The sequence below is a fragment of the Burkholderia sp. SIMBA_062 genome, from assembly GCF_046534765.1.
Taxonomy (GTDB): domain Bacteria; phylum Pseudomonadota; class Gammaproteobacteria; order Burkholderiales; family Burkholderiaceae; genus Burkholderia; species Burkholderia ambifaria.
In genome coordinates, this window is record NZ_JAWRYD010000002.1 from 261,835 (window position 1) to 283,287 (window position 21,453).

General features: G+C 66.5%; 15 protein-coding genes. 6 read left to right on the forward strand and 9 right to left on the reverse strand.

Annotation, left to right across the window (positions count from 1 at the left end; translation table 11 throughout):
* Nucleotides 1-12: 12 nt before the first annotated feature.
* Complete coding sequence (locus tag SB786_RS02935) at nucleotides 13-939, reverse strand: TauD/TfdA dioxygenase family protein (protein WP_410726102.1); 927 nt, start codon at nucleotides 937-939, stop codon at nucleotides 13-15.
* A 376-nt stretch (nucleotides 940-1,315) separates the two neighbouring features.
* On the opposite strand from SB786_RS02935, the gene SB786_RS02940 reads away from it, so the two are divergent.
* Nucleotides 1,316-3,658 (forward strand): ATP-binding protein, encoded by a 2,343-nt coding sequence (locus tag SB786_RS02940; RefSeq protein WP_410726103.1) that lies wholly within the window; start codon nucleotides 1,316-1,318, stop codon nucleotides 3,656-3,658.
* A gap of 57 nt (nucleotides 3,659-3,715) precedes the next feature.
* Here the strand turns inward: SB786_RS02940 and SB786_RS02945 are convergent, their stop codons facing one another.
* On the reverse strand, nucleotides 3,716-4,426 hold the full coding sequence (locus tag SB786_RS02945) for an MgtC/SapB family protein (RefSeq protein ID WP_006760691.1): 711 nt from the start codon (nucleotides 4,424-4,426) through the stop codon (nucleotides 3,716-3,718).
* A 309-nt stretch (nucleotides 4,427-4,735) separates the two neighbouring features.
* Between SB786_RS02945 and SB786_RS02950 the strand changes: the two genes are divergently transcribed.
* The 4 genes from SB786_RS02950 (at nucleotide 4,736) to SB786_RS02965 (ending at nucleotide 8,775) form a co-directional block, all read left to right on the forward strand.
* Complete coding sequence (locus tag SB786_RS02950; RefSeq protein WP_006752887.1) at nucleotides 4,736-5,020, forward strand: multiprotein-bridging factor 1 family protein; 285 nt, start codon at nucleotides 4,736-4,738, stop codon at nucleotides 5,018-5,020.
* A complete protein-coding gene (locus SB786_RS02955) occupies nucleotides 5,010-6,314 on the forward strand; it encodes a HipA domain-containing protein (protein WP_410726104.1) in 1,305 nt (434 codons plus the stop codon). The genes SB786_RS02950 and SB786_RS02955 overlap by 11 nt, the downstream gene beginning before the upstream one ends.
* Nucleotides 6,315-6,641: 327 nt before the next feature.
* A complete protein-coding gene (locus tag SB786_RS02960) occupies nucleotides 6,642-7,874 on the forward strand; it encodes a cation:proton antiporter (RefSeq protein WP_410726186.1) in 1,233 nt (410 codons plus the stop codon).
* A 49-nt stretch (nucleotides 7,875-7,923) separates the two neighbouring features.
* On the forward strand, nucleotides 7,924-8,775 hold the full coding sequence (locus tag SB786_RS02965; RefSeq protein ID WP_410726105.1) for an alpha/beta fold hydrolase: 852 nt from the start codon (nucleotides 7,924-7,926) through the stop codon (nucleotides 8,773-8,775).
* A 28-nt stretch (nucleotides 8,776-8,803) separates the two neighbouring features.
* Here SB786_RS02965 and SB786_RS02970 read toward each other — a convergent pair whose 3' ends face one another.
* Nucleotides 8,804-9,508 carry a LuxR family transcriptional regulator gene (locus tag SB786_RS02970; RefSeq protein ID WP_410726106.1) on the reverse strand — a complete coding sequence of 235 codons (705 nt, stop codon included), beginning with the start codon at nucleotides 9,506-9,508 and terminating at the stop codon, nucleotides 8,804-8,806.
* Nucleotides 9,509-10,175: 667 nt separating this feature from the next.
* Here SB786_RS02970 and SB786_RS02975 point away from each other — a divergent pair.
* Nucleotides 10,176-11,021 (forward strand): TauD/TfdA dioxygenase family protein, encoded by an 846-nt coding sequence (locus SB786_RS02975; RefSeq protein ID WP_410726107.1) that lies wholly within the window; start codon nucleotides 10,176-10,178, stop codon nucleotides 11,019-11,021.
* A gap of 93 nt (nucleotides 11,022-11,114) precedes the next feature.
* Here SB786_RS02975 and SB786_RS02980 read toward each other — a convergent pair whose 3' ends face one another.
* The 6 genes from SB786_RS02980 to SB786_RS03005 are packed head-to-tail and all read right to left on the reverse strand — an operon-like array spanning nucleotide 11,115 to nucleotide 21,412.
* A complete protein-coding gene (locus SB786_RS02980; RefSeq protein WP_410726108.1) occupies nucleotides 11,115-12,341 on the reverse strand; it encodes an MFS transporter in 1,227 nt (408 codons plus the stop codon).
* A gap of 53 nt (nucleotides 12,342-12,394) precedes the next feature.
* A complete protein-coding gene (locus SB786_RS02985) occupies nucleotides 12,395-13,240 on the reverse strand; it encodes a thioesterase II family protein (RefSeq protein ID WP_410726109.1) in 846 nt (281 codons plus the stop codon).
* Nucleotides 13,221-14,066 (reverse strand): GNAT family N-acetyltransferase, encoded by an 846-nt coding sequence (locus tag SB786_RS02990; RefSeq protein ID WP_410726110.1) that lies wholly within the window; start codon nucleotides 14,064-14,066, stop codon nucleotides 13,221-13,223. Before SB786_RS02990 ends, SB786_RS02985 begins: the two co-directional genes overlap by 20 nt.
* A gap of 4 nt (nucleotides 14,067-14,070) precedes the next feature.
* Nucleotides 14,071-15,663, reverse strand: coding sequence for an MBL fold metallo-hydrolase (locus SB786_RS02995; RefSeq protein WP_410726111.1), 1,593 nt, complete (start codon nucleotides 15,661-15,663; stop codon nucleotides 14,071-14,073).
* A gap of 12 nt (nucleotides 15,664-15,675) precedes the next feature.
* Nucleotides 15,676-18,003 carry a beta-ketoacyl synthase N-terminal-like domain-containing protein gene (locus SB786_RS03000; protein WP_410726112.1) on the reverse strand — a complete coding sequence of 776 codons (2,328 nt, stop codon included), beginning with the start codon at nucleotides 18,001-18,003 and terminating at the stop codon, nucleotides 15,676-15,678.
* Nucleotides 17,984-21,412, reverse strand: a complete 3,429-nt coding sequence (locus SB786_RS03005) for an amino acid adenylation domain-containing protein (protein ID WP_410726113.1) — start codon at nucleotides 21,410-21,412, stop codon at nucleotides 17,984-17,986. Before SB786_RS03005 ends, SB786_RS03000 begins: the two co-directional genes overlap by 20 nt.
* Nucleotides 21,413-21,453: the final 41 nt, after the last annotated feature.

Below are 21,453 nucleotides of genomic sequence, written 5' to 3' on the forward strand. Positions count from 1 at the left end.
GACGCGCGCCGCTCAGAACGGCGCGTCGCCTTCGATCGTCGTGCGGTACAGCTTGCGGCGCAGATGGTCGGGCGTGCCGGCCGCGAGATGCATCAGCGAGCGGTTGTCCCAGAACACGAGGTCGTGCGCGCGCCAGTGGTGCCGATACAGATGCTCGGCACGCACGCTGTGCGCGAACAGTTCGTCGAGCAGCGCGCGGCTTTCGTCTTCGGGCAGATCGACGATGCGCGTCGTGAAATGCTCGCTGACGAACAGCGCCTTGCGGCCCGTTTCCGGATGCGTGCGCACGACCGGATGCACCACCGCGTCGACTTGCGCGATCTGCCCGGCCGACAGGTTCGGCCGCCACGGGCTGCGCGCCTGCAGCTCGGCATAGCGCGCCAGATACGTATGCTCGGCACGCCGCCCTTCGACCGCGCGACGCAGGTGCGCGGGCAGCGTATCCCATGCGAGATGCATGTTCGCGAACAGCGTGTCGCCGCCCTCGGCCGGCAGCTCCTGCGCATGCAGCAGCGAGCCGAGGCTCGGCTTTTCCTTGTACGACAGGTCGGAGTGCCAGAAACGACCGGCGTCGCCGAGCCCGATCGGCCTGCCGTTCTCGACGATGTTCGACACGATCAGCACTTCCGGATGCGCGGCCAGCGCGAACTGATGCAGCACATGGATCTGCAGCGGGCCGAAGCGGCGGCTGAACGCGACGTGCTCGTCCGCCGTGATGCGCTGGTCGCGAAACACCAGCACGTGATGGTCGAGATGCGCGCGATGGACGCGCGCGAAATCGGCGGCGCCGAGCGGTTGCGACAGGTCGATTCCGACGACTTCGGCGCCGAGCGGCGCATCGAACGGGACGATGTCGAATCGCTGCGCGCCGGCTTCCGGCGCCAAGAAGACCCGATGGCCGGCGGACGTCGATGCGGCGCGGATGGCGGAAGTCGTCACGATACAGCCCCTGATTCGGTAAAAATGCGAATCTACGAGCGCGTGCCGGATGGCGTCAACGAAGCGATTCCGATACATTTATCTGCTATGGCGATAAGGATCGCTGCTCGGGCGGCGGGGCGCTGCCGGCCGGATCGTGCGCCTGTCTTGCACACGTCGTTTCCCGAATTTACAAAAACGGCATCGTCCGGCACCGCCCGCGGGGGCCGAGGCCCGTGCCGCACGGCCCCCGGGCCTGCCCCGGGTACGCGGCACGCTGCTTGCTCACATCGGCCCGGATATGGCGACGGCGATGGCGGTGGGATGCCGGCCGCCACCGGCAATCGCCTGGTCGTGAGCTATGACACCTGACTCTCCGCTGCTGGAATCGGCCCTGATGCGGGCCGATCATTTCGTCCAGTTCTACGAATCCGACGAGCAACTCGTGTCGGAAGTCGCGTCGTTCGCGGCCGATGCGCTGCGCAACGGCGGCAGCGCGATCGTGATCGCGCGGGCCGACCGGCTCGCTGCGGTGCACGAACGCCTGGATGCGCTGGGCGCGGCAATCGGCGACGCGGCCCGCGACCGGATCTTCATGTCGAGCGCCCAGGCGCTGCTCGACAGCTTCATGGACGGCGACCTGCCCGATCCGGCGCGCTTTCGCCGCTCGATCGGCCCGATCGTCGAAGCCGCGGTCCGCGCCGGCCGGCCCGTGCATGCGTTCGGAGAAATGGTCTCGCTGCTGTGCGCGCAGGATCGGTACGCCGGGGCCCTGCGACTGGAAGCGTTATGGGACGAACTGATCGCGCGCTACCGCTTCTCGCTCTACTGCGGCTATTCGCATGACGCGTTCCCGAGCGCCGAGCAGTCCGAGATGTTCCGTCACGTGTGCGCGCTGCACCGCCGCATCCTGCCGGCCGCGTCGCTGCGCAACGACGAAAACGAGCTGCACCTGACGCTCGCGCTGTCCCAGCAACGCTCGCGCGCGCTGAGCGACGAGATCCGCCGCCGCGAGGACGCCGAACAGCAACGCAACGGCGTCCTGATGCATGCGCCGTTGCCGATCGCGCTGCTGTCGGGTCCGGAGCACCGGATCGTGCTCGCGAATCACCGTTTCTCCGCGCTGTGCGGCCGGACCGACATCATCGACCAGCCGCTGACGTCGGTGCTGCCCGGCGGCGATACGCCCGCGATCGTGCGGGCGCTTGAAACCGCCCGCGAGCAAGGCTGTTCGACGACGATCCGCGAACACCACGACCGGCCCGAGCCGGACGACGGCGCCCGCGTGTACCGGCTGCATTTCAATCCGCAGCCGCTCGCCGAGGGGCTCGGCGTGATCGTCAGCGCGGTCGAGGTGACCGAGCACGTCGCCGCGCGCGAGAAGCTCGTCGCCGCGAACGCCGAGCGCGACCGACTGCTGGGCGAACTGCGCGACGCGAACCAGGCGAAGGACCAGTTTCTCGCGGTGCTCGGCCACGAGCTGCGCAATCCGCTGACGCCGATCTCGCTCGCGCTCGAGCTGATCCGCAACCGCGACGGCCAGGCGACGCCGAACGAGATCGCGATCATCCAGCGGCAGCTCGATCACATGGTCCGGCTGATCGACGACCTGCTCGACGTGTCGCGCATCACGCGCGGCAAGATCACGCTGAAGAAGGAAGCGTTGCGGCTCGCGGACATCGTCGACCGCGCGGTCGAGGTCGCCAGCCCGCTGCTCGAGCAGCGCCGTCACCGTCTGCATGTCGAAGCCGATCCCGACGCGCGCTGCCACGGCGACCCGGTACGGCTGTCGCAGGTGGTCGCGAACCTGCTGACCAATGCGGCGAAATACACGATGCCGGGCGGCGACATCACCGTGCGCGCGACGCACGGCGCGGACGGTGCCGCGATCATCGAGGTCTGCGACAACGGCGCCGGCATTCCGCCCGACCGCCTCGACAGCATCTTCGAGCCGTTCTACCGGCTCGACGGCGAAACGAAGCAGGCGCACGGGGGCCTCGGCATCGGCCTCGCGCTCGTGCGCAGCCTCGTGAACCTGCATGGCGGCACGGTGCGCGCGGACAGCGCGGGCCCCGGCTGCGGCAGCACGTTTACGATCGCGCTGCCCCAGTACCGGCCGAAAGCCGTGGCGGTGGTCGCGCCGCAGCCGCCGCCGGGCATCCGCGAGATGGCGCCGGGCGGCACGGGCCGGCGCGTGATGCTGGTCGACGACAACGAGGATGCCGCGTCGACGCTCGCGCAATGGCTGCGCGACGCCGGCCATGAAGTCGCCGTCGTGCACGACCCGGTGACCGCGCTCGCCGCATACCGCGCGTACCGTCCCGACGTCGCGATCCTCGATATCGGGCTGCCGGTGATGGACGGCTACGAGCTCCTGCGGCGGCTGAAGGCGATCAACGAAGTCACGCCGTGCATCTTCCTCGCGCTGACCGGTTATGGCCGCAGCGCGGATCGCGAACGCTGTCTCGCCACCGGGTTCCTGCAGCATTTCGTGAAGCCGGTCGATCCGGCCGCGCTGCATCTCGCGATGAGCCTGCCGCGGACGAGCGGCGATGCGCACGACGGCACGGGCACGGGCACGGGCGCGGGTACGGGCGCGGGTACGGGTACGGGTACGGGTACGGGCGCTGGCACTGGCACTGGCACTGGCACTGGCACTGGCACTGGCACTGGCACTGGCACTGGCACTGGCACCGGCACCGGCACCGGCACCGGCCCGGGCACGGAAGCCGGACGCTGAACGCGGCACGGCTAACGGTACATGCGCCCCCGTCGACAGTGGGCGGCGGCGCGCGGCTCAGTTCTCCGACGAACAGCGGACCGACGTCAGCCCGGCCGACTCCAGGGTCCGGATCAGTTGCGGCAGCATCACGTCGGTGTTGGCCCGTTCGCGCCACTGAACGAGCAGTTCCTCCTCGCGCAGCGCACGCGCGACCGTTTCGTGAAAGCCGCGCGTGCGGCACGTGAATCCCGCGGCGTGCAGCCGGGTCGTCAGCCGATCGCGCGCCGTCGAGCCGAGTTCGTATTCGACCGTGACCCGCGCAGTCCTCACGCCGCGCAGCCGTTGCTCGACCAGCCGCAGCGGCCACACGACCAACAGGGCGAGCGCGAGCCCGAGCGCGCCGAGCGACAGCTGGCCGCCGCCGATGCACAGGCCGATGACCGTGACGAACCACAGCGTCGCTGCCGTGGTCACGCCGGATACGAGGCCGTCGCGATGCAGGATTGCGCCGCCGCCGATGAAGCCCATCCCGGTCAGGATGCCGAGCGGCAGCCGCATCGGGTCGATCACCGAAAACGCCCCGTCCGGCTTGCCGGCCTGCAGCAGCAGCGCATTCACCTGCAGCATCGACAGGCACGCGGCGAGACAGACGAGGATCGTCGTGCGCAGCCCGGCCGTCTTGCCGGCTTCGCTGCGATCGAGGCCGACCAGCCCGCCCGCGACGAGCGCCAGCGCGATCCTGACGAGAACCTCGTTCCAGTTAAGTACGACCGGCATCGGCTCCATGCGCGCCTCCATGCAAATCGCGTGATGCGAGATGCGTCGCGGTACGACCGCGGACGACGCTGGCGGGACGCAAGGTTTGCGCCCGTTCGCGCGTGCAATGCGCAACGCCGAATCGCATTCCGTGCGTATCCGATCGGATACGAGATAGCCTCACGCGACGATGGAACACCCCGTCGTTTCCGAGCGGGTACGAATCGACCGCCGGGTTGCCGGCGAGGCATCTCCGTTCCTGAACGGATACGAAATGATGCCCGGGCCGGCCGGTTGTGCAATACTGTTCCCGATCAGATACGAAGCACGGAGAACGTCATGTCGGAGTCCCAATCCGTCGACACGATCGGCGCGCTCGCCCACCTCATTCGCGCGACGCGGCTCCAGCAGGGGTTCACGCGCGACGAACTCGCGAACGCGACCGGGCTGTCGCCGAAATTCATCAGCCAGGTGGAAGCCGGAAAGCCGACCGCGCAAATCGGCAAGGTGATGCTGCTGCTCGGCGAACTCGGCGTGCGCCTGTATGCGGAGTCGTCGGTCGAGATTTCGGAAGCCACCGCGCTGAAGGCCGCGCAACGCCGCAGGAGCAGCCATGGCGGCTAGAACGCTGATCGCCTCCGCCAACGGCGTGCGCATGGGCACGCTGACCGACGACAAAGGTGTCTGGTCGTTCGCGTACGATCCGCAGTGGCTCGCATCCGCGTCCGCGTATCCGCTGTCGCCGGCGTTCGCGCTGCGCGCCGACACCTTCACCGACACGTCGACCGATCGCCCCGTCCAGTGGTTCTTCGACAACCTGCTGCCCGAGGAAGGCATGCGCACGTCGCTCGCACGCGAGGCGAAGGTCGATGCCGCCGACGCGTGGGGCCTGCTCGCGTACTTCGGGCGAGAATCGGCCGGCGCGCTGACGCTGCTCGCCGACGGCGAGCGGGAAGCATCCGGCAGCCTGCAGCCGCTGTCGCTCGACGAACTCGAGCGCCGGATCCAGGCGATGCCCGAGCGCGCGCTGACGGCCACCGCGCCCAAGCGCATGTCCGCGGCCGGCGCGCAGCAGAAGCTGCTGCTGGTGCTGCGCGGCGACGCGCCCGACTACACGCTGTACGAGCCGGTCGGCAGCGAGCCGTCGATGCACCTGCTCAAGCCGGACATGCGCGCGGCCGGCTACCCGCACTCGGCGATCAACGAATTCTTCTGCATGAAGCTCGCCAGGAAGATGGGGCTCGACGTGCCCGACGTGCACTTCCTGCGCGCCCCATCCGCATGCTACGTGATCGACCGCTTCGACCGCGACGTCGCGTCGGCGCCGGCCGGGCGCGTGCATACGATCGACGCGATGCAGCTGCTCAACTACGACCGCGGCTTCAAGTACCAGCGGGCGAATGCGCAGGAACTCGCCCGCGCGATCGACCGCACCAGCACGCGCGCGCTGGCGCGCCTGTCGGTGTTCCGCTGGACCGTGTTCAACGTGGTGGTCGGCAATGCCGACGCGCATCTGAAGAACCTGTCGTTCTTCGTCGACGCACGCGGCTACCGGCTCGCGCCGTTCTACGACATCGTCAGCACGGTCGTGTATCACACGGCGACGCACCGGCCCGATCATCGCGGCGATGATTGGCCGCACTGCGAACTGACGATGCCGCTCGGCAACGCGACGCGGTTTGCCGATATCGATGTGAATGCGCTGATCGCATTCGGCCAGGCGCTCGGGCTCAGGGACAAGGCGGCGGCCAGCGAGCTGCAGCGCTTTCTCGAGCCGCTCGATCGCCACGTCGCGCAGACGCTCGACGAAGTGCGGGAGATCGCGCGGCCGGACGCCGGGGAGATGCGATTGCTGAATTCGATCGTGGCGATGCCGGTCGCGGAGATGGGGCGGGTGCTTCGGTCGATGCGGGATTGAGCGGCAACGGGCCGGCGGCTGCGTCGGCCCTGCCTTCTGCCCCGATCTCGCCCGAGGGCTCAAGCCTCGGCCGTTCCACTTATCCCGCTGCCCGATCGCGCAGCCACCTCTTTCTACGAGAGTCCGGGTGCGCGATTCCCTGCGGCTACTCACCCGCAGGTCAACGGATCGGGGTCGCGTGACATCGCGCGACTATCAGAGTTTGCAGTTGCCCGGCGCCGGGGATTGCTTTGTACTGACGATGCTCCGCGAACCGCCGTGTCCGCGCGAATGCATTCCCGGGATGGAGTGCCCGTCTTCCTGTCGATCGAGCCGAGGAGGCTTTGGATGGCTTTGTGGTTAATGCAATTGGCCTTGATTCTCACCGCTTGCAGTTGCTTCGGCTGGCTGGCGCAACGGATCGGGCAGGCGAAGGTCGTCGGCGAACTGGCCGCGGGCATCATCCTCGGGCCTGCCGTACTGGGAGCGCTCGATATGCGCTTCTATCAGGCCATCTTCGGGCCAGCCGCTTCCGTCGGCCTGTCCCATCTCGGCGAACTCGGCGTGATCGCGCTGATGTTCCAGATCGGTCTGCACATGAACCTCGGCGAGATGTCGAACCCCGGATCGCTGAAGAAGGTGCCGGCCTCCGCCGTGGTCGCGCTGGCCGGCATGCTGCTGCCCCTCGCCGGCGGCATGGCGATCGGCTATCTGTCGCACGACGCGCTCGCGCCGCAAATCGCCGAGTTGCCCTATGTGCTGTTCTGCGGCGTCGCCCTGTCGGTTTCCGCACTGCCGGTGATGGCCAGGATCGTCGTGGACATGGATCTCGTCGACGTGCGGCCCTCGATGCTCGCGCTGTCCGCCGCGATGCTGACCGATCTGATCGGCTGGATCATGCTGGCGTTCGTCTCCGCGGTGGCGATGGCGGGACCGGATGCGTCCGGGACATGGAAGATCGTCGCCGGCATCGCTGCGTTCCTGCTGATCTCGAAGATCGTCGTCCGCTTCATCGTGTTGCCGATGGCAGCCGATGCCGTGAAGACCGCGTCGCCGGCGAAGTTGCTGAGTGTGGTCGTTCCGTATGTGTTGCTGTCGGCATGGGCGACCACGGAGATCGGCACCCACTCGGCATTCGGCGCGTTGCTGGCCGCGGTGATGCTGCGCGATGTGCCGGGCCTGCAAGAGCAGTGGGAATTGAAGATGGAAGGCTTTGTCAACACGGTGCTGTTGCCGGTGTTCTTCGTCTATTCCGGCCTGTCCGTGACCTTCGAGAATTTTGACGGATCGTCGCTGTGGCTGTGGTTCCTGCCGTTCCTCTGCGTTGCGTTCGTCGGCAAGTTCGGTGGCGCTTACCTCGGCGCAAGAGTGTGCGGTGTGACCCGGCGAGACGCCGCGCTGGTCGGCTCGCTGATGAACACGCGCGGGCTCGTGGAACTGGTGGTGCTGGCCGCCGGCCTGCAGATGCACGCGTTGTCGCAGAGCGCGTATGCGGTTCTGCTGCTGGTTGCGCTGAGCACGACCGCCATGACGTCGCCCTTCATCAGATTGTGGCGGCGCGGCGCGTTGCGCCCGGCCTGACGCGCTTACACCCGGTTCCCTCGGTCCGCAACCTCACCCGTTTCCCGACATGCATCGAAGATCGATCGTTGCCCACGACGGGCGTGAACTGAATGCGTTCATTTCCGTCGACCATCCCGACGCGCCGGATGTCGTGGTCGTACTGCCGTTCGGCGCAAGGCAGGCGATGCTGGAGCGATGCTACGCCGCGCTCCGGCCGCATTTCAACGTCGTGACGTGGGAGTCGCGCTTCGTGCTGGACATCGAGCGGGATGCGCACACGGATGGATTTGCCGCGCACACGCATGCGAGCGATCTGGCCAGCGTGATCCGCGGCGCGCGACCGGGCGGCAGATCGGGGCCCGTCGACGTGATCGCCTATTGTTCGGGCGCGGGTGTCGCGATGTTGGCGGCGCTTCACCATCCCGAGACCATCGCGCGCATGGTGCTGGTCAGCGGCGAATATCTGTTGCCGGCGGCGGTATCCGCGCCGACCGACGTTCAGCGGCAAATGGACATCCTGTTGTCGCTGGCGGCGCGCAGTCCCACGCTCGCCGGTTCGGTCCAGGAGAAAATCTCGGCGGCACAGTTGAGGAACCCGAACGAGTTCCAGGCGTTCCTGTCCGAGCCGTTTTCATCCGGCCCGCATCTGCACAGGTACGGCATCAATTACCTTGCGTATCGTGACGCCGACCTGGTCGAGGTCGCGAAGAAAATCGAGCACCACGCGCTGTCGATCGTTGCGACGGAGGACAGGCATGTCGATCCGGCGGGGTCGCTTGCGATCGGCGAATGCTTGCGCCATAGCGCCGGCAGCGTGGCCATTTCGGGCGATCACTACGCGCTGTGCCGCGGCAACGCCGATGTCGTGAAGCATATCGTCGACTTTCTCGTCGCGCATGAGGTCGACGCGTCGATGTGACTGCTTCGACTTCATGCGCGACGCTTCGTCAGAGCATGCCCATCAGCGCGGCTTTGGCGACCGCATGGACCTTGTTGGCCGTGCCCAGCTTGGCCACGATGTTCTTGACGTGGAAATTAACGGTGCTTTCCGAAATGCTGAGAATGAGCGAGATCTCGTAGGCTGTCTTTCCGTCGGCAGTCCACTTCAGGACATCGGTCTCTCGCTGCGTAAGCGTCGGATCGAATTCGTCGCCGGCCGGCAGAAAAGGCGCCATCGCAAGGTGCGCGGCATGAGCCAGCCAGTGTACGGTGCTCTGATTGAGGATCTTCTCGGCAGGCTCGATCGGATCGCTGCTTCTGGACAAGGTCAGAATGCCGAGCGTGCCGTCTGCGCCCCTTGATACCGACGACCATCCGTGAGCGATGCCCAACGACAGCGCTTCGTCCCAGAACCGACTCCTCGACGCACCGTGCTGGGCGGACCAGACCACCGGTTCGTCGCTGCCGATCGCCGCCTTGAAAACCGGGTCGATATTGATGAATTGCGCGTCTATATAGCGTTCCCGCCATCGAACCGGGCAGTTCGACACCATGACGATCTGGCGGTTGCAGATCGGAAAGGGCCGCCTCATCGCGTATGTCGCATACTCGAGGCCCAAGGCCGAAGCCGCATGCGTCAAGACAGAATTGACGTGATCCGGATTTTTACTGGCGGAAAATTCATTAAGCCAAAATTTAATCAAAGCGTGCATGTCTGCATCCCCGCAAGCTCTCCCGGCGAACCGCTTCTATTTTCAATAGAGAAGTGGATTTCCCCCGCTCCTGGGTAAGCGTCCATAGCCACTCGCCCGATTATTGCGGTCGCGCTTGAAATCACCCTTGAAAACAACCCACCCAACCGGGTTCGATGATTCACGTCCCCTCCTATTCAACGAGAATTGGATTTATTGCTGCACCCCGAATTTAACGATGCGCAAGATTTAAGTATAACTGTTAAATTTGTCAGGAATGTAATAATTCAGGTGCCCGGATCATTCACATTCAACATATTTATGCGTAATACCTGATTTTGTTTACGTGAATGTATCGAATTAGCCACGACAACACGTTGTGGATGGTCTGGACGAGCAGGCCACTGTCGAATTCGCTACGGACTCCTGCCGTTCTTGGCGCCCGGGTCGATCGGTCCGAAGCGATGTCCACCGGCGCCGCCGGATCTGGCTTGCCTGAGATGCGCGCCCAACGACATGCGACCTGTGATAGTTCATAGCTAGACATGCACCTGGGCGGACGATATTTTTAATCGGCTTGAATCTCCTTCTTGACGCCCTTCATCAAGCGTGCGCGCGCACGACGCGCCATCCGTCATCACTCCAAGCCCACACATCACGCTCATCCGACATCATCAAAGGACTCCAAATGAACCTGCGCAAACTGTCGTCCGCCCTCGGCGCGGAAATCACCGGGATCGATTTCTCGCAACCCCAGTCGCCTCAGACCCGTGACGACATCGTCGGCCTTCTGGCGGAACATCAACTGCTGGTCTTTCCCGGGCAGCGTCTGTCGTGCGAGCAGCAGGTCGCCGCATGCCGGGACTTCGGTGCGCTCGAACCGCATCCGATGACGACCAATACCTCCGCGTTTCCGGAAATCACCGTGGTGTCGAACGTGACGGTCGATGGCAAGCCGGTGGGCTATCCGACGCCGCCGTTCGAGCTGTGGCATTCGGATCTGTGCTATCTCGAGCATCCGGCGAAAATGACGTTCTTCTATGCCGAGTCAGTCCCGGAAGCGCACGGCGATACCTGGTTCGCCAACATGTTCGATGCCTATGAAGCGCTGCCCGACGATCTGAAAACGGCGATCGAAGGCAGGAATGCGATCTTCAGCCTCGACGGCAGCCTGGTGAAGCGGTGCAGGAAGAAAGGCTTCGATCTCAACATCGCCGAGGAGGATTTCAAGCCGACGGTCTCGCATCCCGCGGTGCGCGCCCATCCGGAAACGCGCAAGCGCTCGATTTTCGTCAACTGGGCGCATACGGATCGAATCGAAGGGTATTCGCCGGAGGAAAGCGACGACATTCTGGACCGCATCTTCGCGCACTGTACCAACGAGGCGTTCATCTATCGGCATCGTTACGCGGCGGCGGATCTCGTGATCTGGGACAACGCGTCGTTGATCCACACGAACTCCCCGACGCCTCCCGTCGGCAACCGGATCATGCGGCGCGTGATGGTGACCGGCGCGAAGCCGTTCTATCAGTAAGCCCCGCCAGGCAGCCGGAATTCGACGATGTCGATCCCGGCTGCTGCCGTTTCGCCCGCTCCCCGCCGCAACGCGAAACAGCAGGAAAGCCCCTTACTCGGACCCCGCGGGCGACTGCGCCCCCTCCAGGCCAGCGTCGGCCTCGCCGGGCAGCGTGCAGCAGATCGCCGCGCCGACCAGCGCAGCCGCCACGATCAGGCTGCCCAGTGCATCCCCCGACTGCCACTGCATCGCCGTCGCGAGCGTCGCCATGCCGGCAGCGATCACGAATTGCTGGAATCCGCAGATCGACGACGCCTCGTTCGACGTCGACCGGAACAGGTACAGCGCGGCGGAGAAGCACGGCGCGATCAGCATGCCGGTTCCCAGCTCCACCAGCGCAAACGCGGCGACCACCCGCGCCACGGCATCGGGTACCGTCGAGAAATACGTGACGCCCGCACCGCCGAGCGCGCAGCAAACGCAGGCCAGCCCCGCCAGGCCGGGCAGGCCGATCCGTTTGCTGAGCCGGGGCGCCAGCAGCGCGCCAACGATTTCGGCCAGCGCGCACGACACAAGCGCCGCTGAAAATACGTTCTGCGTGACCGCGTGCTGGACCAGCAGGATCCCGGGCAGGAACGAGACGAAGCAGAAATTGATCGTCGTTCCGATCGAACACAGCACCGCGTATCGCCAGAATCGGGAGGAACCGACGATCGCGAGATAGGCCGTCCTGCCCGGCGTCGGCGCGGCTGGCGCGCGCGCGTCGAAACGGCCCGTCGGCTGCACGCAGAACATCAGGAGCACGGCCAGCGACAGGCCGAGCAGCAGCAGGAACACGCTGCGCCACGAACCGGAGAACTGCAGGAGCTGCGACCCGACCACCGGCGCGATCAGCGGCGAGATCATCGAGCAGACCGTCAGCGCCGTCACGCCACGCATGCTTTGTTGACTGTCCTGCGCGTTGTCGGTGATCGCCGCATACGACAAGGCCACGCAAACCGCCGTGGTGATGCCCTGGATGGCGCGGCACGCAATGAACACGCGGATCTCCGACGTCAGCGCGCAGCCGGCCGTCGCGGCGACGAAAGCGATCAGCGCGATCAGGATCGCCCGCCCCCGCCCGATACGGCGCGCAAGCTCGCCGACCGCGAACTGCGACACGCCGAGACAGACGACGAACGCGCTGAGCGTCAGCTGGATCTCGCTGGCGGTTGCACGCATCCCTGCCTGCAGGCTCTTCAGCGCGGGCAAGTACATGTCCATCGACAACTGGCCGAGTGCTGCAACCGGGATCAGGATCAATACCAGCGTGTGATTGCGCTTCAGGTTCGTGCTCATGATTTTTTTCGCAGGATTCGGCAATGCGGATCGCGGCGTGGCCGCGCGTCGAGTCAGCAGGCTGAAGCCGTATCGGCCTCCAGCGTCAGGCGCAGCATCGCGCCCGCGTTCGACGTGATGAAGAAATGGTCGCCGTCGAAGTCATGGAACCGGCACTCGCCGGTGGTCAACGACGCCCAGGCGCGCACGCCCTGCGCCGATATGCCGGGATCGGCACGCCCGTTGCAGACCAGAATCGGGCAGCGCAGCAGCGGCCGGTCCGGATTGAAGCGATAGGACTCGAACAGCCTGAAGTCGCAGCGCAGGATATCCATGAAATAGCGCAGCAACTCGGGGTTGCTGGTCAGGTCCCGCGGCATGCCGTTCAGCGCGAGCACTTCCGCGCCGAACGCGTCGTCGTCCAGATGCGCGATCCGCCGCTCGTCGGCGATCACCCTCGGGGCGGACAACCCCGAGGCCACGATCAGCGCGATCGGCGCGGCGCCGGCTGCGTCATTGACGCGCATCGCCAGTTCGTAGGCAATCAGCGCGCCGAAACTGTGGCCGAGCAGGATGCGCGGCGGATCGGGCAACTTCAGGTAGTCGGCGGCGATCTCGTCGAGCAGCGCCGGCAGGTCGGTCGGCAGCGCTTCATGCGCGCGCGCGCCGCGCCCCGGCAATTGAACCCCCGACAAACCGACGCCGTCCGGCAGATGTTGCCTCCAGCCGAAAAAGCGCTCGATGCTCGCGCCGGCCCATGGAATGCACAGGATATGAGCGCCGTGCGCGGCCGGGCGGACCAGATTCCTGATCGTGCCGCCGATGTCCGGCGCGGTCGGCGGCGACATCTTCCGAGGCAGCGCCGGCGCATCCCCGCTCACGTGCGAGAACCGGTCAAGTCTAGGCGCGATGCTGGTCATGGCTTCTCTCCTGGATCGCGGCCCGGTTCGAATACACGAGGAATTCGCATACCGGCTCGAAGCCCAGGCGCAGATACACGTTGAGCCCGTCCGGGGACGCCTGCAATGCGGCCCGCCTTGCGCCGAGTCGCTCCCTGGCGTGCGTCAGCACGAAATGCGTGGTGGACGACGCGAAGCCGCGCCTGCGGACGGCGGCTGACGTGCTGATATCGAAAATATGCGCGGTGTCCCCGTCGAGATACATCGCGGCCGTGCTCACCCCCTCGCCGTCGATCTCGCCGACGAACAGCTTCAGCGGTTCCGACGCATCGATCGCCAGCGCCGCGACGTTCCGGTAGAACGCGTCGACGTATGCGTCGGGCGGATCGAACAGCGCGCCGATCAGCGCGCCGAATCGCGCGACGTCTTCCGGGGCGCTGATCTGGCGCACGCCGAACCCCGTCGGATAGTCGACGGGCGGCAGCAGGTCCAGCCCGGCGAGCATCCCGACGCTCGTTTCGTCTTCCAGGAAGCCATGCTCGCGGAGCACCTGTGCGAACGCGGGGTCGGCAAGCTCGCGGCAGGTCCACCAGGCAGCCGGCAGGCCCGCATCATTGAAGCGCCGCGCGATGCTCTCGGTCGCCGCCGCCTGAGGCTGACCGGCGGCCTTGCTGATCACCAGGTTGAAGGTATCGGTCGCGAGCCCGCTGTCGACGACAGCATGGTCGGGATGCTCGTGCGCCTGCATCGTGCCGCCGATGCGGCGCGGAAAATAGGCGTTCTTCTTGATCATGCCGTCCAGCAGCGTGGCGATCTGCGGGGCGAGGTTCTGTCGGATTCGATTCATTCGGTCAACCTGCTTGCAAGGGGATATCGATACAACCGTTGAGCAGGCTGGCGTCGACGCCGGCCTGCCGGCAGGCGGCGATCATCTTCCGCGCCTCCTGCATCGCAAAGGAGCTTTCGTCATATTCGAGACTGCTGATGAAGGTCAGCCACGGCTCCTGGGCCATCGCGTAGATGAACACGCGCTCCGCGCCAATGATCTGCGCGAGCCGGAAGCCGGCGCGGGAGTCGGAGCCGTTGAGCCGCCGGCTCTCGTCCATCGAACGCGCCAGCTTCGTCTTCAGCATCGGGCCATACAGCCACGAGACAGGCGCGCCCTCGCACTCCATGCCGATGAAGAGCGTGTCGATCTTTCCGTAGCGGCGCCGGATCTGCTCGTAGAGCCTGTCGTCGAGATTGTTGCTGTCGGCGACCATCAGCACCCGCCGCTCACCCGTTTCGATCATGAAACCGAGCTTGCTGCGAATATTGAGGTCGCCATGTTCGCCGAAAAACGGCAACGCGTGAAGCGTCCCGCCGCCCAGCCGCAGCGTGTCGAATTCGCTCATCGTGATGACGTTCTCGAAGCCCAGTACATGTGCGCTCTGCTTCAGCGAAGGATCCATCAGTTCGCCGGGCGTATTCTGCGGCACCACGATCGCCTTCACGCGGTCGCGAATCTGCAGCAATGTCTCGAGCACGAAATGATCGTGATGCGCATGCGTGATCACGACATAGTCGATCACGTCGGGCAGGTCGTCATACGTGAACCGGGGCGACTGGCCCGGAAACGGATAGCTGACGAGCGGATCGAACAGGAGGTTCTCGGCGCCGGTCTGGACCAGCACACACGCGTGGCCGAAGTAGCGAACCCGGGCCTCGTGCCCGGCGTCCGGGCGCCGCTCGGGCGCGGTCTCCGAGAACAACGCGGCCACCGCTTCCGCGCGGACGCCCTTCGAGCGCCGGTCCAGGATCGCCTCGAACTGCGCCTGGTCGAGCCCATTGCGGCGCGACGCGGTCAGCGCGATCGCCAGGGGGTCCGAGAACGGGATGTCCAGCAGCACGTCGCCGCTGGTGTCGAGCCGAGGCGTGCTGAGACAGAATGGCCGGCTGTCGTCCCACAGCGGGGCGAGCGCGAAGGACTGCAGCGCCCGGGTGTCGTACTGGTCGTAGAACAGCGCTTCCAGCAGGCGCGGATAGGCAATGTTGCCTGCCTGGTAGGCCAGTTCGACCAGCCCGCGCAAACGCGGCGGAACCTGCTCGTAGAACGGCACGAGACTGTGCCCGTCCGCCGTGGCGAGCAGGGCCAGCAGCGTATCCAGATCGTCGGCCAGCTCGAACAGATGAGCGCCGGCGCAACGCGTCGCGTCGATCAGCGCTTCCATCGCCGGCACGTCGGCAAGGCCGAGGCCTTGCGCGAATGGGCCGCCGCGCATCTTCGGGTTCGCGGACGCCTTCTCGTGCAATGCCGCATGCTTGACGAAGGACATCATGATGTTCAGGTGATGCCGCATCAGATAGGCGGCCGTGGGCGGATAGACCAGCCACGGATTCGCATGCCAGCGGTTCACCAGCGGCTCGATCTTGACGTTCTTCTTGAGGAAAAGAGTGCTCTTCACGGCTGTCTCGCTTCAAAGATTTTCAAATTTCTCGACTTCGATCTCACGCGGGGCCGCCGCCAGTGTCGCCGGGCCCGCGTCCAGCCCGATGCGCTCGCCGATCAGGCGCGCCTGGCCGCTGACGCTGGGTTGGCTGTAGCAGTCCACCACGTGCATCGGCAGCGCGTGTTCCGAGATCAACTGCGACACGAACTGGCCGACCGTCAGCGAGTCCGCACCGTGCTCGAAAACGTTGTCGGTGCCGCGCAACGCCGGCGCGCCCAGCAACGCGCGCCATTGGGCCAGCAGCGTCGCCTCGAGCGCGGCCAGACTGGCCGGTCGTTCGGCCGTCGCGCCGGCCGCCGCGACGTGGCCGGTTGGTCCGGTGTCGCGCGGGACGCGAGCGGGTTCGACCCAGTATCGTTGGCGGTCGAAGCGGTAGGTGGGAATCCGCATCCGCCTGCCCGCGCCGGCACCGGTCGCGCGACCGAAGTCGACCGCGACGCCGGCGCGCCACAACGCCGCCTGAAGCGGGCCGGCGCCGGCGCCGACCGCCACGGGCGCCGCACCCGGCAACGCGATGCACAGCCCGCTGCCCGCGGCCGACAGCCGGACCGCCGCATCCGCGTCGAGCGCGATGCCCCACTCCGCGAGCCGCGCACCGACGCCGTCGATCCCGAGCCGCGGCTCGACGCCCAGCAACGTCGCCAACGCCGGTGCGTCGCCGGCTTCGACAGCCACGCCGCGCACCGGCTTCGGGCTGAACTGGCAATGCGCCGCGCGGAGTTCGGCGAGCGCCTCCGCCCGACTGGCGGCGCACACGGCCAGCCGGTGCTCGAACGCCTTCCGGCCGACGCGCGTCGAACAGGCGAAGTCCGCGAGCGCGGCCTCGTCGTCGAGGGCCTCGAGCGCGTCGATATACGCTTGCCGCAGCATCGACAACGACGCCGCGCTTTTCGCCGACGCGACGATGACGTGCGGGCCAGGCCCGACGACAGCGGCACCCGCCGCCGGCCCTTCGGCGACGACCACATGCGCATTGGTGCCGCCAATACCGAACGAGCTGAGCGCCGCGCATCGCGGGCGCGCGCCGCGCGGCCACGCGACCGGCTCCGTATTGATCGCGAATGGCGCATCGTCGAACGTAATGCGCGGACTCAGTTCGCGGAAGTGCGCGGTCGGCGGGATCACGCCATGCCTGAGCGCGAGACACAGCTTGATCAGGCCGGCGAGGCCGGCGGCGGTATCCAGGTGGCCGAGCTGCGTTTTCAGCGCGCCGAGATGACGGGTGCGCTTCGGGGCCGCCTGCGCGAAGACCTGATTGAGCGCGCGTGCCTCGATCGGGTCGCCGAGCGGCGTGCCGGTTCCGTGCGCTTCGACCAGATCGATGTCGTCGAGCGCCGTCCCGCTGCGGCGATACGCGGCGGCAATCACGTCGGCCTGCCACTTCGGGCTCGGCGCGGTGAAACCCACCTTGTCGCGGCCGTCATTGTTGAGCGCGGTGCCCTTGATCACGGCCCAGATCGGGTCCTCGTCTGCGAGGGCCTGCGCGAGCGGCTTCAGGACCACCGCGCACGCGCCGTTGCCACGCACCGTTCCCGATGCGTCGCGGTCGAACGCGCGGCAGAAGCCGTCCCGCGAGCCGATCATGTTTTCCGCGAAGACATAGCCCGACTGCTGCGGCAGCGCGATCGACACGCCGCCGACGACGGCCATCTCGCAATCGCCGTGCAGCAGCGACAGACACGCGTAGTGCAACGCCACCAGCGAGCTGGAACAGCCGGTCTGCACGTTGACGGCCGGCCCGTGCACGTTGAGGAAATAAGCGATCCGGGTGGCGAGGAAATCCTTGTCGTTCAGCATCAGCAGCTGCAACTGGCCGTGCTGCTCGCTGATCGCCGGATCGGACAGCAGATGCTTGATCAGATATTGGCTCAGGCCCGAGGTGGCGAACACCCCGACGTTGCGCCCGGCGCAATCCGCCGCGCCGGCATCCTCCAGTGCCTCCCACACGATCTCCATCAGCACCCGGTGCTGCGGATCCAGCAGGGTCGCCTCCGCGGCCGACAGATTGAAGAACCCCGCATCGAACTCCTCGATGCCCGGCAGCACGCCGCGGCGGGCGACGTAGCGTGCCCGGTCCGCCTCGTTCAGCTGCGCCAGCTCCGCCGCCACCTCGTGCGGCGCGAACGTCGACAGGCCGTCCTCGCCCGACATCAGCAGGGACCACAGCGCGTCGACGTCGCGGGCGCCGGGCACTCGCGCGCTCGCCCCGATGATTGCGATATCGGCCGGACGCGCGTCCGGCACGCCGGCTGCGCACGCGTCCACGTCACTCATGTCACTGTGCAAGCGCGTCATGTTCGATCAGTCCCTGGAGGTAATCGGAGAGCATCGCGACCGTCACGTGTTCGAACAGGTCGACAATGTCGATCTCCTTCTCCACGCCGTGATCCTTGAGCAGATTCGACAGCTTCTCGTAGACCGTCATGATCTTCAGCGAACTGCCGCCGACGTCGAAGAAGTTGTCATCGTCGCCGAACGCCTGGCTCCCGACCTCGTCGGCCCAGATCGCCCGTACCGCCGCGCGGAAATCGATGTCGGGGACGCCGACCGGCGCCGCATCGCCGGCGGCCTCGAGCGGGTTCGACAGCGCGATCGAATCAAGACGGACAGCCGCGGGGTTCGTCAATGCCGCGAGCACCTTGTCGAGGTTCGCGCAGATCCGGGGAACGACATCGCCGTCGTAGAGATCGGTGTTGTATTCGACCAGCACGCGGTAGTCGCCCTCCTCCTTGCGCAGCGAGAACAGCAGGTCGTATTTCGCGACATGCCGGTCGAGCGGCATGCGGCGGGCGGTCAGCGCCCCCATCGTCAGCACCTCGGCCTGCTCCGGCTCCAGGTTGACCATCACGCGAAACGCTGTGCGGCGCAGCATATTGTTGATCTGCAACGCGTCGAAGACGTCCTCGGTCGTCACGTTGCGGTGCGAATGCGCATCCGCGATCGTCGCCGACACGGCTTGCGCGAGCTGCTCGCCGTTCCACGCCGGGTCGATCCGCACACGCAGCGGCAAGGTATTGACGAAGAAACCGACCAGCTCGTTTTCCGTGAAATGATCCCGATTGGAAAAGAACGTCCCGATGCAGACATCGTCGCTACCCGACGCCTTCTGCACCAGGCAGGCCACCGCGGCCGTGAACAGCGCGAACGGCGTGAGCGCGCGCTGCGCGGCCGCCGCATCGAGCGTCCGGCCGATCGCCTGCGGCACGGCATGAAAATGGAGCCGCCCGGCAAACCGTGACGCCGGCCGCGCCGCCGGATCGACTAGATACGGGGTCGCGCCACGATAGTTCGCGAGCTTGCGCGTCCAGTACTCGAGGTTGGCGCCGAGCGTCTCGCCGGCTTGGCGGGACGCGGCTGCGTATTCCGCGAATTGCCGGACCGGCGCGGCGCCCAGCGCCGCCGGATCGCCGCCTGCGTCGTACAGGCGTTGCAGCTCCGTGAACAGCAGGTTGAGCGCGCGGTCGTCGACCGCGATGTGGTGAAAGACGAAAACCAGCCGGCCCGCCGCCGCGTTGAAGCGAATGTCGGTCGCGCGCAGCATCGGATCGCGCCGCAGGTCGAACGGGCGCATGACCTCCTGCGCAATCCATTCATCCGCCTTCGCCTGCCGTTCGTCCGGCTGCATCGAGGTCAGCTCGAGCGTGCGCAGCGCGAACGGCGAGTGGCTCCCGACCCGCATCCTCAGGTTGCCGTTTTCCCACTGATAGTTGCTGCGCAGGATCGCGTGACGATCCGTCAACTGCTGCAGGCAGCGTTCGAGCAACGCGCGGTCCAGGACGCCCGCGTACTCGAACACCAGCGGCGCGTTGGACACCGCCCGGCCGCCCGGGCTGTTCTCGAGCAGCCAGATGCCGCGCTGCGCGGCCGTCGCGAAGCCTGCCTCGGCAGCGGCGGCGCCGCCTGCATCCGGCTCCGGCTCCGGCTGCGGGCGGCGTGCAGGCGGCGCGGTTTCAGGCGCTTTCCGCGTACGTTCCCGGATGATGGCCGCCAGCGCCCGGATGGTCCGGCGCTGGAACACGTCCGCGATGTTGAGCGACACCGCGAATTCCTTCTGCAGCACGAAGGTCAACTGGGCGCTGAGCAGCGAGTTGCCGCCGATCCGGAAGAAATCGGTATCTGCCGAGATGTCCTGCCGCGACATCAGTTTCGAAACGATACCCAGAACCTGGTCCTCGATGCCGTCGTCGTCCGGTGCCGCGCCGTCGGCCGGTGCCGTGCCGAACAACGCGCCGGCGTACTGTTCGAGCCGGGTGCGGTCGGTCTTGCCGTTGGCGTTCAGCGGAATCGCGTCGATCGACTCGATCCGCGACGGCACCATGAACGCCGGAATCTGCGTCTGCAACCGATCCAGAACGGCGTCGAGCGGCGGACAATGCGGTTGCGCGACGATCAGTGCCACCAGTTGATCGTTCCGCGCCAGGTCGAGCACCTTCACCACGGCCGCGTCCGCCACGCCGTCGATGCTGCGCAGCGCGACCTCGACTTCGCCGGGTTCGATCCGCACGCCGCGCACCTTCACCTGCCGGTCGGCGCGCCCCAGATAGCGCAGCAGCCCGTCGCCGTCGTAGCGGCCAAGATCGCCGGTGCGATAGACGCGCCGCCCCTTCAGCGGGCCGTGATCGATCGTCGGGAATTTTTCGGCGGTCAGGCCGGCGTCATTCAGATAGCCGAGCGCCACCCCTGCGCCACCGAGCACGATCTCGCCGACCTCGCCCGGCTCGACCGGCGTCAGGTCCGCGGACAGGATGTACGCGTGCTTGCCCGGCAGCGAACGGCCGATGCTTACCGTACGGCTCGCGTCGTGGCGCGGCACCGCGTAACCGGTCGAGTACGTCGTGTCTTCGGACGGGCCGTAGAGATTGAACACCTGGGCGACCTGCGGCGCCACGGCGTAGATATCGTCGACGAGATCCTGGTAAAGCGCCTCGCCGGCCAGGTTCACCACTTCCGTCCCCGGCGGGAACCGGCGATGACGCACCAGCTCGCGTGCCGCCGACGGCACCGTATTGATCATGCTGACGTCGAAGCTCGCCCCTTCGTCCAGCAACGCCAGGATCGTGTCGACCAGCACCACCTTGCTGCCCGTGCACAGCGTGCAGATCAGCTCGAACACCGACAGGTCGAACGTGATCTGCGTGGACGCCAGCACCGAACGCCGCTGCGTGTCGGTAAACGACGACCTGTACCAGTCGATCAGGTTCGCGAGGTTGTGCTCGCCGATCAGCACGCCTTTCGGGGTACCGGTGGACCCCGACGTAAACACGACGTACAGGGGCGCGTCGGCCGGGCGCTCGCCGGCGGGCTGCCAGTCGGCCGGCGCCATGCCGCCGGCGGGCAGGATGATCTTGCCGCACGAAGGTGGCAGTTGCGCGGCCAGCTCCGCGGTCGTGACGACCTGCCGGATGTCGTGCGCGGCAATGATGTCACGCAGCCGTTCGGGCGGATATTTCTCGGTCAGCGGTACGTAGACGGTGCCCGCACCCAGCGATGCGAGGATCGTCGCGGGCAGCCGGACGTCGCGCGGCAGGAAAATGCCGAGCAGCGCGCCGGGCGTCACGCCCGCGGCGGCGATGCGCGCGCCGATCGACGTCGTCATGTCATGCAGCGTCGCGTATGAAACGCGGTCCTGCCCACACTCCAGCGCGATCGCTCGAGGGTGGTTGCGGCAGACTTGCTGGAATTGGGCGAAAGCTGAGTGGGTCATTACGCGGCTCCATCGGAATTGAATGTCTTGTTCATCGCACC

What these genes read in the sequence shown, in the direction of transcription:
- SB786_RS02975 (WP_410726107.1), top strand. Translation starts at nt 10,176, where the DNA reads ATGAACCTGCGCAAACTGTCGTCCGCCCTCGGCGCGGAAATCACCGGG.
- SB786_RS03005 (WP_410726113.1), bottom strand. Translation starts at nt 21,412, where the DNA reads ATGACCCACTCAGCTTTCGCCCAATTCCAGCAAGTCTGCCGCAACCAC.
- SB786_RS02980 (WP_410726108.1), bottom strand. Translation starts at nt 12,341, where the DNA reads ATGAGCACGAACCTGAAGCGCAATCACACGCTGGTATTGATCCTGATC.
- SB786_RS02960 (WP_410726186.1), top strand. Translation starts at nt 6,642, where the DNA reads ATGGCTTTGTGGTTAATGCAATTGGCCTTGATTCTCACCGCTTGCAGT.
- SB786_RS02965 (WP_410726105.1), top strand. Translation starts at nt 7,924, where the DNA reads ATGCATCGAAGATCGATCGTTGCCCACGACGGGCGTGAACTGAATGCG.
- SB786_RS02990 (WP_410726110.1), bottom strand. Translation starts at nt 14,066, where the DNA reads ATGAATCGAATCCGACAGAACCTCGCCCCGCAGATCGCCACGCTGCTG.
- SB786_RS02955 (WP_410726104.1), top strand. Translation starts at nt 5,010, where the DNA reads ATGGCGGCTAGAACGCTGATCGCCTCCGCCAACGGCGTGCGCATGGGC.
- SB786_RS02940 (WP_410726103.1), top strand. Translation starts at nt 1,316, where the DNA reads ATGCGGGCCGATCATTTCGTCCAGTTCTACGAATCCGACGAGCAACTC.
- SB786_RS02950 (WP_006752887.1), top strand. Translation starts at nt 4,736, where the DNA reads ATGTCGGAGTCCCAATCCGTCGACACGATCGGCGCGCTCGCCCACCTC.
- SB786_RS03000 (WP_410726112.1), bottom strand. Translation starts at nt 18,003, where the DNA reads ATGACGCGCTTGCACAGTGACATGAGTGACGTGGACGCGTGCGCAGCC.
- SB786_RS02970 (WP_410726106.1), bottom strand. Translation starts at nt 9,508, where the DNA reads ATGCACGCTTTGATTAAATTTTGGCTTAATGAATTTTCCGCCAGTAAA.
- SB786_RS02945 (WP_006760691.1), bottom strand. Translation starts at nt 4,426, where the DNA reads ATGGAGCCGATGCCGGTCGTACTTAACTGGAACGAGGTTCTCGTCAGG.
- SB786_RS02985 (WP_410726109.1), bottom strand. Translation starts at nt 13,240, where the DNA reads ATGACCAGCATCGCGCCTAGACTTGACCGGTTCTCGCACGTGAGCGGG.